Origin of the sequence: Methylobacterium sp. V23, from assembly GCF_002917135.1 — a bacterium.
Lineage (GTDB): Bacteria > Pseudomonadota > Alphaproteobacteria > Rhizobiales > Beijerinckiaceae > Methylobacterium.
On the sequence record NZ_PDHT01000007.1, the window covers coordinates 124,448 to 138,710 of the forward strand.

Sequence of the window (14,263 nt, forward strand, 5' to 3'; positions counted from 1 at the left end):
ATCCGCCCTCCCCCAGGGGATCACGCGGATCGGGCCAACGGAGGCCGTCGGCGGCCCTACTCGGCCGCGAACAGCCCGGGCAGCCCGGATTCTGGGTCGGCCGGCGGGGACGCGGTGCCGGGCTTCGCCTCCAACGGCGCCTTGGGGTCGCCGGGTCCGGTCTCGCAGGCCAGGGCCGGCAGGGCGACGATGCGGTTGCCGCGGTAATCCATGCGGCAGACGATGGTGCCGCGGGTCTCCACGTAGGCGAGCAGGCGCCGGGCCCGGCCGGGCGAGCGGCTGCCGATCGCCCGCGCCAGGGCCTCGTCGCCGGGGCAGGGCTCGCCGGCGAGCGCCGCCCGGGCGAGGAGCAGGAACAGGCCCTGGACCTCGTCCGGCAGGGTGGCGGCGACCCCTTGCGCCTCCTCCCAGCGCCCGTCCGCCTCGTCCGGGGCGACGTCGGCCCCGTCGAACCCGGCGCGGGCGACGCCGAGGCGGCGGCGGAAGGCGGCCAGGCTGATCGCCTCGCCGTCGAGGCCGCGCATGCGGCAGCGCACGAGGAAGTCCTGGTAGACCACCGCCACCGGCTGGCCGCCGGCATCGGGGTCGGCGGCGATGCCCCGCAGGACCGTGTCGAGCCCGGCCCGGACCTCCTCCTCGCTGAGGGGCGTGGGCGCCTCCACCGGCTCGGGCCGGTAGGCGCTGAGCTCGCGCATGAGGTCAGCCGGCGTGGCCCGCGGCGCCGGCGGCGTGCGCGGCGCCGGGGCCCAGGCCTGCGCCGGCTCGTCGGGCGAGCGGGTGAGGATGAGGGCGCGCAGGTCCGCATCCGCCGGGGCGGGCAGCGGCACCAGCTTGGGCGAGCCCGAGCGCGCCGAGGTCGTCACCGGACCGATGCGCAGCGCCAGGGGCCGCCGGCTCAGGGCCGGGCCGAGGGCGACGAACTCGCCCCGCGACAGGTCGCGAAAGCGCTCGGCGCCGCGCCGGTCGAGGCCGAGGAGGTCGGCGGCGCGGGCCATGTCGATGTCGAGGAAGGTGCGGCCCATGAGGAAGTTGGTGGCCTCGGCCGCCACGTTCTTGGCGAGCTTGGCGAGGCGCTGCGTCGCGATGATGCCGGCCAAGCCCCGCTTGCGGCCCCGGCACATCAGGTTGGTCATGGCGCCGAGCGAGGCCTTGCGGGCCTCGTCCGAGACGTCGCCGGCCGCCGCCGGGGCGAAGATCTGCGCCTCGTCGACCACGATCAGGGCGGGGTGCCAGTGGGTGCGCTCGGCCTCGAACAGCCCGCCCAGGAAGGCGGCCGCGGCGCGCATCTGCGCCTCCATGTCGAGGCTCTCCAGGGTGAGCACCACCGAGACCCGGTGCGCCCGCACCCGCGCGGCGATGGCCTGGAGGTCGGCCTCCCCGTGGGCCCCGTCCACCACCACGTGGCCGTAGGCCTCCGCCAGGGTGACGAAGTCGCCCTCGGGGTCGATCACCACCTGCTGCACCGCGCCCGCGCTCTGCTCCAGCAGGCGCCGCAGCAGGTGCGACTTGCCCGAGCCCGAATTGCCCTGGACCAGGAGACGCGTGGCCAGGAGCTCCTCGAGGTCGAGGCGCGCGGGCTCAGCCCCCGGCCCCATGCTCAGACCCATCTCGATGCCGACCGTCATGCCTGCTCCGGCTCTCGCCCCGGGGCTGGTTCCCCGGCGCGCCCTCAGCTCTCGCACGAAGGTCTTAACACGCGCGTCCGCCGGCGGGTCCGGCCCGCGCCGCCGGCATCCACAGGCCAGGGGCCGCACCCCGGCGGCGAGGGCGCCGACCGGTCGCGACGCGTTCTTCTTTCGTTCGAGGCGCCGCGGTGACCCCTGTATTGTGTCCTAGGCTTTTGTGCCTGTGTGTTTTGTCCTAGGTTCATTTCCTTATCCGGCGGCAGGTGTCCGGACGGACGCACGAACAAACGGGAAACATCGGCCTGTCCAAGCCTGATCGGCCATGATCGGCCATGATCGGTCGATGACGGGCCCCGGCGGCCCGGCGATCGGCCGAGGACGGGCCCCGGCGGGCCGGCACCAACCGGCACTAAGTTGCACACGAATGCGGGAGAGGCCCTTGCCGCACGGGAGCCCCGACCCAGTTACTCCGGGCATGAACCCGATCCTCGTCGTCGCCCTCGTCTGCGCCTCCACCGTCCAGGCTCCGGATTGCTCCCGCGAGACGGCCCTCGACATCATCACCGGTCCGGCCCACACCCTGCAGGAATGCCTGGTGCAGGGACCGGTGCTCGCCGCCAGTGCCGGGCGCGGCAGCGCGGAGAACACCTACGTGAAGACGCGCTGCGAACCGCGGCGCTGAGCCGGCCGGAGCGGAGCAGCCGATGGACGATGTCAGCCCCGAGCGCGCGGTGATGATCCGCCTGCGGGCCCGCCTCGCGGTGGTGGAGCGCGCGGCCTGGTTCGGCCTCGTCCAGGCCATGCGCACCCAGCCGGCCGAGACCGAGGCCTATCTCGCGGCCGAGCGGGCCAAGTGCGCGGAGGGCTTCGGCCAGCGCGGCTGGGCCGCCGACCTGACGGAGGCCGAGCGCCGCATGCTCGGCGCCGAGGTCGATGCGGGCCTCGCCGGCCTCATCGCGGATGCCAAGGCCGAACTCGGCCCGTCCTGAAACCGTCCGAACGCGGCCGGCGCCGGAGCCGTCCGGTCGTCACCCGTCGAAGCGGTCGACCCAGGCCGGTGGCCCGGCCCATCCGGGCGGCACCGTGGCGCGATGCACCCCGATCGCCACCGCGCGGGCGAGGGTGCGCGCCGCCGCGTCGCCGATCCGCGCCAGGTCGATGACCGGGTCGGCGAGGGGAACCCGGCCGGTGGCCACGGCGAAGACGGCGTCGCCGTCGAGGGGCGTGTGGACCGGCTGGATCGCCCGGGCGAGGCCGTCCTGGGCCATCACGGCGAGGCGGCGCGCCTGCGCCTTGGTGAGGACGGCGTCGGTGGCGACCACCGCCAGGGTGGTGCTGGCCCCGGCCCCGGACAGGGCCTTGCGCGGCCAGTCGAAGGCGTCGGCCGGCATCGCGGCGGGGAGCCCGAGGCCGCCGAACTCGGCGCCGACCTCGTAGGGGCCGGCCCAGAAATGCGGCCCCGCCCCCACCGTCGCCCGGCCGAAGGCGTTCACCGCCACCAGGGCGCCGACGCGGATGCCCAAGCCCGCGACCGCCGCCGAGGCCGAGCCGATCCCACCCTTCAGGTTGGCGGTGGCCGCCCCCGTGCCGGCGCCGACGGAGCCGAGGGCGACGTCGCGCGTCGCCGCCACCGCCGCCGCGTAGCCGAGGTTGCGATAGGGCGAGAACCGGCCCCAGGCCTTGTCGCCACCGTTGAGGAGATCGAACAGGATCGCGGCCGGCACGATCGGGACCCGTGCCGGGCCGACGGGAAAGCCGCGCCCGGTCTCGGCGAGGTGGGCGACGACGCCGGCGGCGGCGTCGAGGCCGAAGGCCGAGCCGCCGGAGAGCACCAGGGCGTCGATGCGCTCCACGCTGCGCTCGGGGTCGAGGAGGTCGGTCTCGCGGGTGCCGGGCCCGCCGCCGCGCACGTCGACGCCCGCCACCACGGGTTCGTCGAACAGGAGCGCGGTGACGCCGCTGGCGCGCCGCAGATCGGTGGCGTGGCCGACCCGGAGGCCGGCGATGTCGGTGATGCGGTTGGTCAGCACAGCGCCTCCCCGGAGGATGTCCCTCGCGATCCGCGGATCGAACCCTCCGCCTCGGGCGCCGCCGCGCGGTGGGCGTCGAAGCCGGTCGCAGCCGGCCCGGCCGCCTCGGAGCGTAGCTCCATCGCGGGCATCGTGTAATCCCCGCCGTTCTGGCGTCGGAACGGAATCGCCGGGATCGCGAACAGGGTCCGCATCCGGTCCTCCAGGGCCGCGGCGGTCCGGTCGAACGTGGCCGCGTCCATCCGGTCCGCCCGGTACACGACGAACGGCGGCAGCACGTCGTAGCCCGGATAGAACAGCACGCCGTGCTGGATGGGGAAGAGCAGGTCGTCGATCGGCCCGTTGATCCCGCGCGGGCCGTAATGCGACGGCCAGCCTCCGGCCGTGACCACGAGCATCGCGCGCTTGCCGGCGAGCGTGCCCTCTCCGTAGCGATCCCCCCAGCGTGTCTCGCTGTGCTCGCCGACGCCGTAGGCGAAGCCGAACGTGTAGACCCGGTCGATCCAGCCTTTCAGGATCGCCGGCATGGAGAACCACCAGAGCGGAAACGCCAGGATCAGGGCATCGGCCCAGAGCAGGTCGGCCTGTGCGGCGACCACGTCCTGCGTGAGGCGCCCGCCGGCGAACGCCGCGCCGGAGGCCGCGGGCACCCGCAGGCGCTCGGACGCCGGGAGGGCGGGGAAATCGCGCCGGTCGACCGCGGATTTCCAGTCGATGGCGTAGAGGTCGGTCACGCGGACCTCGTGCCCCTCGGCCAGGAGTGCGGCCACCGCCACGGCGCGCAGGGCGTTGGTCAGGGATGCGGCGTCGGGATGGGCGGAGACGACGAGGATCTTCATGCTTGCGGCTCACCGGAGGAGGGAGGCACGAGGCTAGGCGCGGCGCGATCCATCCGTTAGCTGACGGAAACGGATAGGATCATGCCGCGCAATGGATCGATCGGGCGTCACCCTGGAGCGCATGCGCAGCTTCGTGCGCGTGGCGGAGCGCGGCAGCCTGTCCGCGGTGGCGCGCGAGCAGCGCGTGGGACAATCGACCGTCTCGCGCCACGTGGCGGACCTCGAAAGCGTGCTCGGGGTCACGCTCCTGAATCGAACCACCCGGCGCGTCACCCTCACCGACGAGGGCCGGCGCTACCACGAAGAGGCCCGCACCATCCTGCGGCTGGTGGACGAGGCGACGGACGGGGCCCGGAGCGCCGGCGGCGGCCTGACGGGCACGATCCGGGTGTCCTGCACCGCGGCCCTGGGAATCCGGCACGTCTGCGGGATGGTCTTCGCCATCCAGGATCGCCACCCGGGGATCGTGGTCGACCTCAGCCTCTCCGACACCCGCATCGACCTCGTGCAGGAGGCGGTCGACGTGGCGATCCGGCTCGGCCCCCTCGCCGACAGCACGCTGCAGGGCCGGACCCTCGGCCAGTCACGGCGCATCCTGGTGGCCTCCCGGGCCTATCTCGCCGAGCGGGGCAGGCCGCGGACGCTCGACGACCTCGCGGGCCACGCCGCGATCCGCATGAGCAACGTCGCCGGGAGTGCGATCGTCCCCCTGCGCGGGCCGGACGGCGCAGAGGTCCGCGTCCCCTTCGACGGACCCCTGCGGGTCGATCACGGCTTGGCGGCCCGCGAGGCCCTGGCGCGGGGGCGGGGCATCGCGGTCGCGCATCTCTGGCTCGTCGACGACCTGCTGGCGGACGGGACCCTCGAACAGATCCTGCCGGACGTCACCCCCGAACCCGTGCCCCTCTCCCTTCTGATGGTGCCCGGTCGCACGCGCATCGCGCGCGTTCGCATGCTGGTCGATGCGCTCGCGGCGTCCCTGGCGGGGCTCCCCGGCCTCATCCGGGCGTGACCGCCGCGACCGCCCCCGGTGCGACGCCGCCTCTTCGGCGCCCGCTTCGGCGTCCTCTTCGGCGCCCTCTTCAGCCGGCCCGCGCCTGCCGGGCGGCGCGATAGGCGTCGGCGGCGTAGATCGCCAGCGCCAGCCAGATCAGCCCGAACAGCACCGCGCGGTGGGGCTCCAGCCGCTCGCCGTAGACGAGGGTGCTGAGAACGAGGAGGCAGGAGGGCGCGAGGTACTGCATCAGCCCGAGCGTCGCCAGGGTGAGCCGCTCGGCCGCGGCCGCGAACCAGATCAGCGGCAGCGCCGTGGTGGCCCCGGTGAGCAGGAGGAGGCCGGCCCGCACCGGGTCGCCCTGGATCACCGGCGGCGCGAAGGCCGCGAGGTAGATCAGCGCCACCGGCAGGAGCACCAGGGTCTCGGCGGCGAAGCCCACCATGGCGTCGACGCCGACGACCTTGCGGGCGAGCCCGTAGAGCGAGAAGCTGCCGGCCAGCGCGAGCGAGACCCAGGGCAGGCTGCCCGCCAGGGCGACGGCCAGGAGCACGGCGCCGGCGGCCAGCGCCACCGCCGCGGCCTGGACCGGCCGCAGGCGCTCGCCCAGCACCACGGCGCCCAAGGCCACGCTCATCAGCGGGTTGATGAAGTAGCCGAGACTCGCGTCGAGCATGTGCCCGGACTGCACGGCCCGGAGGTAGAGGAGCCAGTTCACGCCGATCAGCCCGGCCGACAGGACGAGGAGCCCGTGGCGGCGCACCAGGGGGAAGGGGTTCCGGATCCGGCGGCGCAGGGCCACGAGCAGGCCGGCGACGAGCAGGCTCGACCAGACGATGCGGTGGGCCAGGATGCTGGGGGCCGGCACGGCGTCGAGCAGGCGGAAATGCACCGGGACCACGAGGCCCCAGCTCAGATAGGCGCCGAGCGCGTAGATCAGACCCAAAGGCCGCCTCCCCTTGCCGTGCCGGCCGCTTAGCCAAGCCGTGCCGGCTGAGTAGCCCGCGGCCCGTTCGGGCCGCCGGCCCGCGGGGGACCGGGCGCGGCTTATAGCAGGCGTTCAGGGACCCGCCCGTGCGGGATGGCGCATGGCGGGGGCGCTCGGAGCGCCCGGCGCGCTCAGCGGGTGCGCGCGAGGGTGACGGCGGGGTCGCCGCGCATCAGGGCGTTCAGGCGCTCGGTGTCGAAGCCCTCGGCGGCCTTCTTCACCGGCTTCGGGGCCGGCGCGGCGGCGACCCGGGCCACGGGCTTGGCCGGGGCCCGGCCCGCCGCCTCGCGGGCGGGGGTCTCGCGGGTGGTGGAGGCCTTGGGCACGGGGGGCCGGGTGACCGTCTGGCGGGCGACGGCGTCGCGCCCGAGGATGTCGCCGATCGAGGGCCCGGTCTCGGCCGGGAGCGCGCCCGTCACGGTGGGCTCGGGCGGGCGGATCCGGGTGAGGGCGGCCACCGGCGCGGAGGCGGTGGAGGCCTTGGGGGCCGGGTGGTCGAGCCGGTCGACGCAGGCGAAGGCGATGACCAGGGCACTGCTGCCGAAGACGCTGCCGACGACGATGTTCCGCAGGATACGCAAGGGACGGGCTTCCCGGATACGCGAGTACCGGGATGGATTTAGCGGATCGGCGTTAACGAACCGGAGCCCGCCGCCCGGCGGGACGTCCTGCGCCGGCACAACTTCGCCGGGCCGCGCCGCGTCCCGCCCCTCACAGGAGGCGTGCGAGAAATTCCCGGGTGCGGGGATGCTCGGGGCGGTCGAAGAAGGCCTCGGGCGGCGCGACCTCGACGATCTGGCCCGCGTCCATGAACACCACTCGGTCGGCGACCCGGCGGGCGAAGCCCATCTCGTGGGTGACGCAGAGCAGGGTCATGCCGCGTCCCGCGAGATCCGTCAGGGCGTCGAGCACCTCCTGCACCATCTCGGGATCGAGGGCCGAGGTCGGCTCGTCGAACAGCATCACCGCCGGGTCGAGGCAGAGGGCGCGGGCGATGGCCACCCGCTGCTGCTGGCCGCCGGAGAGCTGGCCGGGCATGCGGTGCGCCAGATCCGCGACGGCGAGGCGTTCGAGCTCGTCCCGCGCCCGCGCCTCGGCGGCCCGGCGCCCGATGCCGCGCCCGTGGATCGGCGCCAGGGTGCAGTTCTCCAGCACGGTGAGGTGGGCAAACAGGTTGAAGTGCTGGAACACCATGCCGACGGTCCGCCGCACCGCCGGGAGGCGGGCGGGGGTGAGGTCCTGGCCGGCGACCCGGATCGTGCCGCTCGCGAAGGGCTCGAGGCCGTTGACGCAGCGGATCAGGGTCGACTTGCCCGAGCCGGAGGGACCGCAGATCACGAGCCGCTCGGATTTCGCCACCGTGAGGGAGACCTCGCGCAGGACGTGGGCGGTGCCGAACCATTTGTTCACGCCGCGGAACTCGACGGCGGGGGTCTTGAGATCAGGGGTCGCGGGGCCGTCCGTCATGCCCGGCCCCGCTCGCCGGCGGCCAGACGCCGCTCGATGAAGGCGGCGTAGCGGGCCATGGAAAAGCAGACCGCGAGGTAGAACAGGGCCGCGAAGGCGTAGGCGGTGGCGGGAATGGTCGGCGCCGACCAGCGCGGATCGGCGCGCGCCGCCTCCAGCACCCGGATGAAGTCGGCGATGCCCACGATGGAGACCAGGGTGGTGTCCTTGAACAGGCCGATCAGCGTGTTGACGATGCCGGGCACCACCACCTTGAGGGCCTGGGGCAGGATCACGAGGCGCAGGGCCTGGACCCGGGTGAGGCCGAGCGCCAGGGCCGCCCGCCCCTGCCCCGCGGGGATCGCCTGCAGGCCGCCGCGCACCACCTCGGCCATGTAGGCGGAGGCGAACAGCGCGATGCCGACGAGCGGGCGCACCAGCCGGTCCACCGTGAGGTCCCCGGGCAGGAACAGCGGCAGCATCACGTTGGCCATGAACAGCACGGTGATCAGCGGCACCCCGCGCCAGAACTCGATGAAGCCGATGCAGGCATAGCGCAGCACCGGCAGGTCGGCGCGCCGCCCGAGGGCCAGCAGGATGCCCAGCGGCAGGGCGGCGACGATGCCCACCAGCGAGACCACCAGGGTCACCAGGATGCCGCCCCACAGGCTGGTGGCCACGGGGGCGAGGGCGAGGACAGGGGTCCCCGCGAGCAGCCCGTAGGACAGGAGCGGGCCGACCAGGAAGACGAACACCGCCCCGAGGCCGCGGCGCGGCGCGTCGAGCCACAGCATCCAGACCGCGCTGAGCGCCACGAGGCCGAAGAACAGGTTCGGCCGCCAGCGCTCGGCCGCCGGGTAGGAGCCGTAGACGAGGTAGTTGATCTTGGCCCCGATGAAGGCCCAGCAGGCGCCGACCGGGCGCCCGGCGACCTCCGGGCGGCAGGCCTCGCCCGACCCCCCGCTCCAGACCGCGTCGGTGACGAGGAAGCGGAACACCGGCGGCAGCAGGAGCGCCAGCCCGGCCAGGATCACCAGGGTGGTCAGGGTGTTGCCCGGCCCCGAGAACAGGTTGGTCCGGAGCCAGCCGACGGGCCCGTCGGTCCGGCGCGGCGGCGGGGCCGGGGGCAGGAGGATCTCGCGCACGATCGTCATGACACATTTCTCATGGCACGATCCTCACGGAGAGATCCGCCTCATCGCGTCACCGGCGCCGCGCGGCGGTTGTAGGCGTTCATCAGAGCGGCGAGGCCCAGGCTCAGGGTCAGGTAGACCGCCATGGTGATCGCCACGACCTCCACGGCCTGGTTGGTCTGGTTGAGCACCGTGCCCATGAAGACGTGGACGAGGTCGGGATAGCCGATCAGCACCGCCAGGGACGAGTTCTTCGTCACGTTGAGGTACTGGCTGGTCAGCGGCGGCACGATCACCCGCATGGCCTGCGGGATGGTGACGAGGCGCAGGGTCTTGGCCCGGCTCAAGCCCAGGGCCGCCGCCGCCTCCCCCTGCCCCCGGGCCACGCTGTTGAGGCCGGCGCGCACAATCTCGGCGATGAAGGCGGCCGTGTAGGTGGACAATCCGAGGAGCAGCGCGGCGAATTCCGGCAGGATTCCGAGCCCGCCCTCGGGTCCGAAGGGGCCGGGGGACGGCCAGGCGATCCCGACCGGATGGCCGGCGAGGCCGAGCCCGATCCAGGCCAGGGCCGGCAGGCCGAGCACGAGGGCCAGGGCCGGCAGGCCGCGCGAGAGGGCGGATCCCGGCCCCGCGACCGGGCCGGGTTCGGCCCCGGCCGCGTCGCGCCGGGCCCTCCGGCGCATCCAGGCCCGCGCCCCGACGAGCCCCGCCACGAAGGCGGCGGGAACGAGCCAGGCGGCTCCGACGAACTCCGGGCGCGGCAGGACCAGCCCGCGCTGGCTGAGATAGGCCCCGCCCCAGGCCGCCGGGTCGCGGGCCTCGGGCAGCATCACCCGCACGGCCACGTACCAGACCAGGAGCTGGAGCAGCAGCGGCAGGTTGCGCAGGGCCTCGACATACGTGGCCGCCAGGGTCCGGAGAAGCCAGTTCGGCGAGAGCCGGGCGATGCCGACCGCGAAGCCGATGAGCGTGGCGAGCCCGATGGCGAGGCCCGAGACCAGCAGCGTGTTGAGGAGCCCGACCCAGAACGCGTCGAGGTAGGTCGAGGTCGCGGCCGCGTAGGGGATCAGCCGCTGGCCGATGTCGAACCCGGCGGCCCGGGCGAGGAAGCCGAAGCCGGCGGTGATGCCCTGGCGCGCGAGTTTTTCGGATGCGTTGGTGACGGCGAGACAGGCCAGCCCGGCAAGGGCGAGCGCGACGAGGGCCTGCAGCGCGAGAGCCTGGAGCGCGAGGGCGCGCGCGGATCTCGGTGCCGATCCGGGCCTGGGCGGACCGGCCCTCACCGGATCGGCGGCCCGTAGTGCAGGCCCCCGTTGGTCCAGAGGGCGTTCAGCCCGCGGGGAATCTTCAGGGGCGTGCCGTCGCCGAGGTTGCGGGCGAAGACGTCGCCGTAATTGCCCACATGATGGACGATCCGGTAGGCCCAGTCGCCGGTCAGCCCGAGGCCCTGGCCGTACCGGCCCTCGAGGCCGAGGATGCGCTTGACGTCCGGGCTCAGGGTCTCGCCCCGGAGCCGATCCACGTTCTCCTGCGTGATGCCCGCCTCCTCCGCGTCGATCATGGCGTAGTGGGTCCAGGCGACGAGGTCGCGCCAGGCATCGTCGCCCTGGCGCACGCCGGGCGCGAAGGGCTCCTTCGAGATCGCCTCCTCCAGGATGACGTGCGCCTCCGGGTGCGCGGTCTTCAGGCGCTCGCCGTAGAGGGAGGACTTGTCCGTGGAGTAGGCGTCGCAGCGGCCGGATTCGTAGGCGCCGAGGGTCTGCTCGCTGTTGGCGAAGGTGACGACCTGATAGCTCAGGCCCCGCGTGCGGAACCAGTCGGCGGTGTTGAGCTCCGTGGTGGTGCCCTGCTGCAGGCAGATCGTGGCCCGGTCGAGCTGCTTGACGGCGGTGATGGCCAGGGATTTCCGGACCAGGAATCCCTGCCCGTCGAAGAAGGTGATCACCGGAAAATTCATCGCGGCGGTGTCGCGCGACAGGGTCCAGGTCGTGTTGCGGGCGAGCACGTCGATCTCGCCCGATTGCAGGGCGGTGAAGCGCGCGGCCGAGGATTGCGGGATGAAGCGCACCGCGTCGGGATCGTCGAAGATGGCCGCGGCGAGCGCCCGGCAGAAATCCACGTCGAGGCCGTGCCAGCGCCCCTGCCCGTCCGGCATGCTGAAGCCCGCCACCCCGCCGCTGACCCCGCAGACGAGGTGCCCGCGCGCCCGCACCTGGGCGAGGGTGTCGGCTTGCGCGCGCGCCGCAGTCTGGGTCAGCGCCGGAGACGCGGCGAGCAGGGCGGCGAGGAGCGGGATCGACAGGGATCGCATGCGCGCATTGCAGGGCATCGCGCGCCGGGGTCAAGCCGCCGGCCTCACACCTGGCCTCGCACCTGGCCAACCGACCCAACCCCGGCTTGACGCCGGTGCGCGCGCCGGGCTTCGGTCGCGGCAGGTTCCTCCCTCGCCCACCGGTGCCGATGTCGAACACCCCTCCCCGCGATCCCGCCCGCTTCGGGGCGAGCACCCGCCTGGTCCATGCGGGCCGCGACCCCTCCGCCCAGCACGGCTTCGTCAACACGCCGATCTATCGCGGCTCGACCGTGCTGTTCCCGACCTACGACGACCTCCAGCACCGGCGCGGGCGCTTCGATTACGGCACCTCGGGGACGCCGACCACCGAGTCCCTGACCCAGGCCTGGAGCGAGCTGGCGGGCGCCGCCGGCACCGTGCTGACGCCGTCGGGCCTCGCCGCCCTGACGGTGGCGCTGATGGCGGTGGTCTCGGCCGGCGACCACCTGCTGGTGAGCGATTCCGCCTACCGGCCGACGCGCATCTTCTGCGACGGCGTGCTGAAGCGCTTCGGCGTCGCGGTCGAGTACTACGATCCGCTGATCGGCACCGGCATCGCCGACCTGATGCGCGACACCACGAAGGCCGTGCTGGTGGAGGCCCCGGGCTCGCAGAGCTTCGAGATGCAGGACGTGCCGGCCATCGCCGCGGTCGTGCACGCGCGGGGTGCGGCCGTGATCATGGACAACACCTGGGCGACGCCGCTGCTGTTCCCGCCCCATGCGCGCGGGGTCGACATCGCGGTCGAGGCCGGGACCAAGTACCTCTCGGGCGGCTCGGACCTGCTCCTCGGCCTGACCTCGGCCAACGCCCGATACTGGCCGGCCCTGCACCGGACCTTCGAGCACTTCGCCATGTGCCCCGGCCCGGAGGACGTGTTCCTGGCCCTGCGCGGCCTGCGCACCATGGCGCTGCGCCTGCGCGAGCACGGGGCCCAGGGGCTCGCCATGGCGCAGTGGCTCCAGGCCCGGCCGGAGGTGGCCCGCGTGCTCCATCCCGCGCTGCCCGACGATCCCGGCCACGCCATCTGGACGCGCGACTTCTCCGGCGCCTCGGGCCTGTTCGGCGTCATCCTGAAGCCCGCCCCGGAGCGGGCCGTGGCGGCCATGCTCGACGGCCTCGAGCTATTCGGGATGGGCTTCTCCTGGGGCGGCTTCGAGAGCCTCGTCATCCCGTTCGACTGCAAGGCCTACCGCACCGCCACCCAGTGGAATCCGGGGGGACCGGGCCTGCGCTTCCACATCGGCCTGGAGGATCTTTCGGACCTGCAGGCGGATCTCGACGCGGGGTTTTCGCGGTTGCGCGCGGCCCTCTGAGCAGCCGGGCGGCCCCGGCATCGCCCCCGAAAACTCTTGACAATATTCCTATTCTGTGGTTCCGTCCGGGCACTCGCCTTCCACACGGGAGGCCCTCCGGCGGACCGGGTCGGGGGGCTCGGGGGGAGGAGACGGCGCCCCGCGTCGATGGCCCGGTTTCGCCATCGCCCCGGGCCGCATCGGCGACGCAAGGCGTCTCGGACGGGAAGGCCGCACGGCTGCAAGGCCGCACGGCTGCACCCGGTCCCCTGAGGCGCACCGAGAGAGCGGACGGCCCGCCCACTACGAGGCGGGTTCGGGGCTTGGCGCCCTGATCAGACGGCCGCCGGACTGCGCCGCCCGCACGGGCGACGGGGTCCGGAGGGGGGCTGCCACCAGCCGGGTCGCCGGTGCCGAGAAGACGCCGTGACGAAAAGGATCGGCCCCGCAGGGGGCCGGGCCGAGGGACGCCGGGGGACCGGCATAGCAGTTTCGAAAACGTGGTCTCGCGGCGTCCCGCGTCTCCCGTTTCGCATCGGGTTTCTTTGGCCCTCCCCCGCGCCGAACCGGCGGCGGGGCCGCGCCCCCGTGGCCGAACCGGCGGCGGGCCGCCTTCCCGTGGCGGGCCGCCTGGGCGGGGCGTGCCCTCAGGGCGCCAGCCAGACCCCGCGCCAGCCGTCGGCCCGCGTCCAGGCGGCCCGCCGGTGGCCGCGCCGGTCGAGGTAGAGGAATTCGAGGCGGGCGAGCGTGACCACCACGGCGCAGAAGTTCGGCCGGCCCAGGGTCACGGCCGCCTCGGCATCCGGCAGGGTGTAGGCATCGCCCGTGGGCAGCACCGCCCCGGGGGCGGGGTCGGCGCCGTAGCAGACCCGGCTCATCGCCATCGCGCCGGCCCAGGCGGCCTCCGCGAGGGCGTCGTCGGTGTGGAGCGTCGCGGGGCCGGCGGCGCGGATCTGGATCTTCGCGTCGGAATCGTAGCCGTGCAGGGCCGCGATCCCCGAGGCCGCGATCTCGGACGCCTTGTCGGAGCGGCGGTCGCAGTGGAAGCGCAGGGCTCCGGCCAGCGGGTCGGCCGCGCGCAGTACCACGGTGCGCACCTGCGGGTGCCCCCGCGCGTCGACGGTGGCCAGCGCCGGCATGTGGAAGGCGTTGCGGCGCAAGCGCGGCCCGTCTTCCAGCAGGCGCCAGACCTCGGCGCGGGCCGCGTCGAGGTCGTCGTGGAAGGGCGGCAGCGGCGTCATCGCGCCGGGGCACCGGCCCGGGCGGCGCGGCGCTCGCGCAGGATCAGGACGACGTTGCGCAGGTAGATGAAGGTCGAGAGGGCCTGTCCGAAGATGATCACCGGCTCGCGCCGCACGAGGCCGTAGACCAGGGTCATCAGGCCGCCCGCGATGGAGAGGAACCAGAAGGCCAGGGGCATCACGCTCTTGCCCGCCCGCTCGGAGGCGAGCCACTGCACCACGAAGCGGGCGCCGAACACCGCCTGGGCCAGGATGCCGAAGACCAGCCAGGCATCGAAGCGGGTGACGAAGACGTCGTAGACGTAGCCGCGCACGTCCTCGGCGAGCTGGATCAGCATGG

Annotated in this window: 15 protein-coding genes; 4 read left to right on the forward strand and 11 right to left on the reverse strand. The window is 73.9% G+C overall.

Translation table 11 applies throughout. The features are described 5' to 3' along the window. Nucleotides 1-56 precede the first annotated feature (56 nt). Nucleotides 57-1,625 (reverse strand): ATP-binding protein, encoded by a 1,569-nt coding sequence (locus CRT23_RS09205; RefSeq protein WP_103709431.1) that lies wholly within the window; start codon nucleotides 1,623-1,625, stop codon nucleotides 57-59. 475 nt (nucleotides 1,626-2,100) lie between these two features. Here CRT23_RS09205 and CRT23_RS09210 point away from each other — a divergent pair, with 475 nt between their 5' ends. Beyond that, entirely contained in the window at nucleotides 2,101-2,307 is a 207-nt protein-coding gene (locus tag CRT23_RS09210) for a hypothetical protein (RefSeq protein WP_055949090.1), read from the forward strand. Between the two features lie 22 nt (nucleotides 2,308-2,329). Beyond that, nucleotides 2,330-2,614, forward strand: coding sequence for a hypothetical protein (locus CRT23_RS09215; RefSeq protein WP_103709432.1), 285 nt, complete (start codon nucleotides 2,330-2,332; stop codon nucleotides 2,612-2,614). Nucleotides 2,615-2,653: 39 nt separating this feature from the next. Here CRT23_RS09215 and CRT23_RS09220 read toward each other — a convergent pair whose 3' ends face one another. Both CRT23_RS09220 and CRT23_RS09225 read right to left on the reverse strand, forming a co-directional pair. After that, on the reverse strand, nucleotides 2,654-3,655 hold the full coding sequence (locus CRT23_RS09220) for a P1 family peptidase (protein ID WP_103709433.1): 1,002 nt from the start codon (nucleotides 3,653-3,655) through the stop codon (nucleotides 2,654-2,656). Beyond that, entirely contained in the window at nucleotides 3,649-4,494 is an 846-nt protein-coding gene (locus CRT23_RS09225; RefSeq protein WP_103709434.1) for an NAD(P)H-dependent oxidoreductase, read from the reverse strand. The genes CRT23_RS09220 and CRT23_RS09225 overlap by 7 nt, the downstream gene beginning before the upstream one ends. A gap of 91 nt (nucleotides 4,495-4,585) precedes the next feature. On the opposite strand from CRT23_RS09225, the gene CRT23_RS09230 reads away from it, so the two are divergent. Beyond that, entirely contained in the window at nucleotides 4,586-5,506 is a 921-nt protein-coding gene (locus CRT23_RS09230; RefSeq protein WP_103709435.1) for a LysR family transcriptional regulator, read from the forward strand. Nucleotides 5,507-5,576: 70 nt separating this feature from the next. Here CRT23_RS09230 and rarD read toward each other — a convergent pair whose 3' ends face one another. From rarD to CRT23_RS09260, 6 genes are all read right to left on the reverse strand, one after another. Next, the gene (rarD, locus tag CRT23_RS09235) at nucleotides 5,577-6,434 is read right to left on the reverse strand and encodes an EamA family transporter RarD (protein WP_103709436.1); all 858 of its coding nucleotides are present in this window, start codon (nucleotides 6,432-6,434) and stop codon (nucleotides 5,577-5,579) included. Between the two features lie 173 nt (nucleotides 6,435-6,607). Continuing rightward, the gene (locus CRT23_RS09240; RefSeq protein WP_103709437.1) at nucleotides 6,608-7,057 is read right to left on the reverse strand and encodes a hypothetical protein; all 450 of its coding nucleotides are present in this window, start codon (nucleotides 7,055-7,057) and stop codon (nucleotides 6,608-6,610) included. Between the two features lie 130 nt (nucleotides 7,058-7,187). Further along, a complete protein-coding gene (locus CRT23_RS09245) occupies nucleotides 7,188-7,943 on the reverse strand; it encodes an amino acid ABC transporter ATP-binding protein (RefSeq protein WP_103709438.1) in 756 nt (251 codons plus the stop codon). Beyond that, nucleotides 7,940-9,076 (reverse strand): amino acid ABC transporter permease, encoded by a 1,137-nt coding sequence (locus tag CRT23_RS09250; RefSeq protein ID WP_103709439.1) that lies wholly within the window; start codon nucleotides 9,074-9,076, stop codon nucleotides 7,940-7,942. The genes CRT23_RS09245 and CRT23_RS09250 overlap by 4 nt, the downstream gene beginning before the upstream one ends. 41 nt (nucleotides 9,077-9,117) lie before the next feature. Beyond that, nucleotides 9,118-10,338 carry an ABC transporter permease subunit gene (locus tag CRT23_RS09255; RefSeq protein ID WP_103709440.1) on the reverse strand — a complete coding sequence of 407 codons (1,221 nt, stop codon included), beginning with the start codon at nucleotides 10,336-10,338 and terminating at the stop codon, nucleotides 9,118-9,120. After that, nucleotides 10,335-11,366, reverse strand: coding sequence for an amino acid ABC transporter substrate-binding protein (locus tag CRT23_RS09260; RefSeq protein WP_103709441.1), 1,032 nt, complete (start codon nucleotides 11,364-11,366; stop codon nucleotides 10,335-10,337). Before CRT23_RS09260 ends, CRT23_RS09255 begins: the two co-directional genes overlap by 4 nt. Nucleotides 11,367-11,515: 149 nt before the next feature. Here CRT23_RS09260 and metC point away from each other — a divergent pair, with 149 nt between their 5' ends. After that, nucleotides 11,516-12,703, forward strand: coding sequence for a cystathionine beta-lyase (gene metC, locus CRT23_RS09265; RefSeq protein ID WP_103709442.1), 1,188 nt, complete (start codon nucleotides 11,516-11,518; stop codon nucleotides 12,701-12,703). Between the two features lie 626 nt (nucleotides 12,704-13,329). Here metC and CRT23_RS09270 read toward each other — a convergent pair. Then, the gene (locus CRT23_RS09270) at nucleotides 13,330-13,923 is read right to left on the reverse strand and encodes a pyridoxamine 5'-phosphate oxidase family protein (RefSeq protein ID WP_103709443.1); all 594 of its coding nucleotides are present in this window, start codon (nucleotides 13,921-13,923) and stop codon (nucleotides 13,330-13,332) included. Further along, nucleotides 13,920-14,261, reverse strand: coding sequence for a lipid-A-disaccharide synthase N-terminal domain-containing protein (locus tag CRT23_RS09275; RefSeq protein ID WP_055949066.1), 342 nt, complete (start codon nucleotides 14,259-14,261; stop codon nucleotides 13,920-13,922). Before CRT23_RS09275 ends, CRT23_RS09270 begins: the two co-directional genes overlap by 4 nt. Between the last annotated feature and the right edge of the window lie 2 nt (nucleotides 14,262-14,263).

Excerpts from the sequence above, each read along its gene's own strand:
- CRT23_RS09205 (WP_103709431.1), bottom strand. The coding sequence starts at position 1,625 with ATGACGGTCGGCATCGAGATGGGTCTGAGCATGGGGCCGGGGGCTGAG.
- CRT23_RS09210 (WP_055949090.1), top strand. The coding sequence starts at position 2,101 with ATGAACCCGATCCTCGTCGTCGCCCTCGTCTGCGCCTCCACCGTCCAG.
- CRT23_RS09215 (WP_103709432.1), top strand. The coding sequence starts at position 2,330 with ATGGACGATGTCAGCCCCGAGCGCGCGGTGATGATCCGCCTGCGGGCC.
- CRT23_RS09225 (WP_103709434.1), bottom strand. The coding sequence starts at position 4,494 with ATGAAGATCCTCGTCGTCTCCGCCCATCCCGACGCCGCATCCCTGACC.
- CRT23_RS09230 (WP_103709435.1), top strand. The coding sequence starts at position 4,586 with ATGGATCGATCGGGCGTCACCCTGGAGCGCATGCGCAGCTTCGTGCGC.
- CRT23_RS09245 (WP_103709438.1), bottom strand. The coding sequence starts at position 7,943 with ATGACGGACGGCCCCGCGACCCCTGATCTCAAGACCCCCGCCGTCGAG.
- CRT23_RS09250 (WP_103709439.1), bottom strand. The coding sequence starts at position 9,076 with ATGACGATCGTGCGCGAGATCCTCCTGCCCCCGGCCCCGCCGCCGCGC.
- CRT23_RS09260 (WP_103709441.1), bottom strand. The coding sequence starts at position 11,366 with ATGCGATCCCTGTCGATCCCGCTCCTCGCCGCCCTGCTCGCCGCGTCT.
- metC (WP_103709442.1), top strand. The coding sequence starts at position 11,516 with ATGTCGAACACCCCTCCCCGCGATCCCGCCCGCTTCGGGGCGAGCACC.
- CRT23_RS09270 (WP_103709443.1), bottom strand. The coding sequence starts at position 13,923 with ATGACGCCGCTGCCGCCCTTCCACGACGACCTCGACGCGGCCCGCGCC.
- CRT23_RS09275 (WP_055949066.1), bottom strand. The coding sequence starts at position 14,261 with ATGCTGATCCAGCTCGCCGAGGACGTGCGCGGCTACGTCTACGACGTC.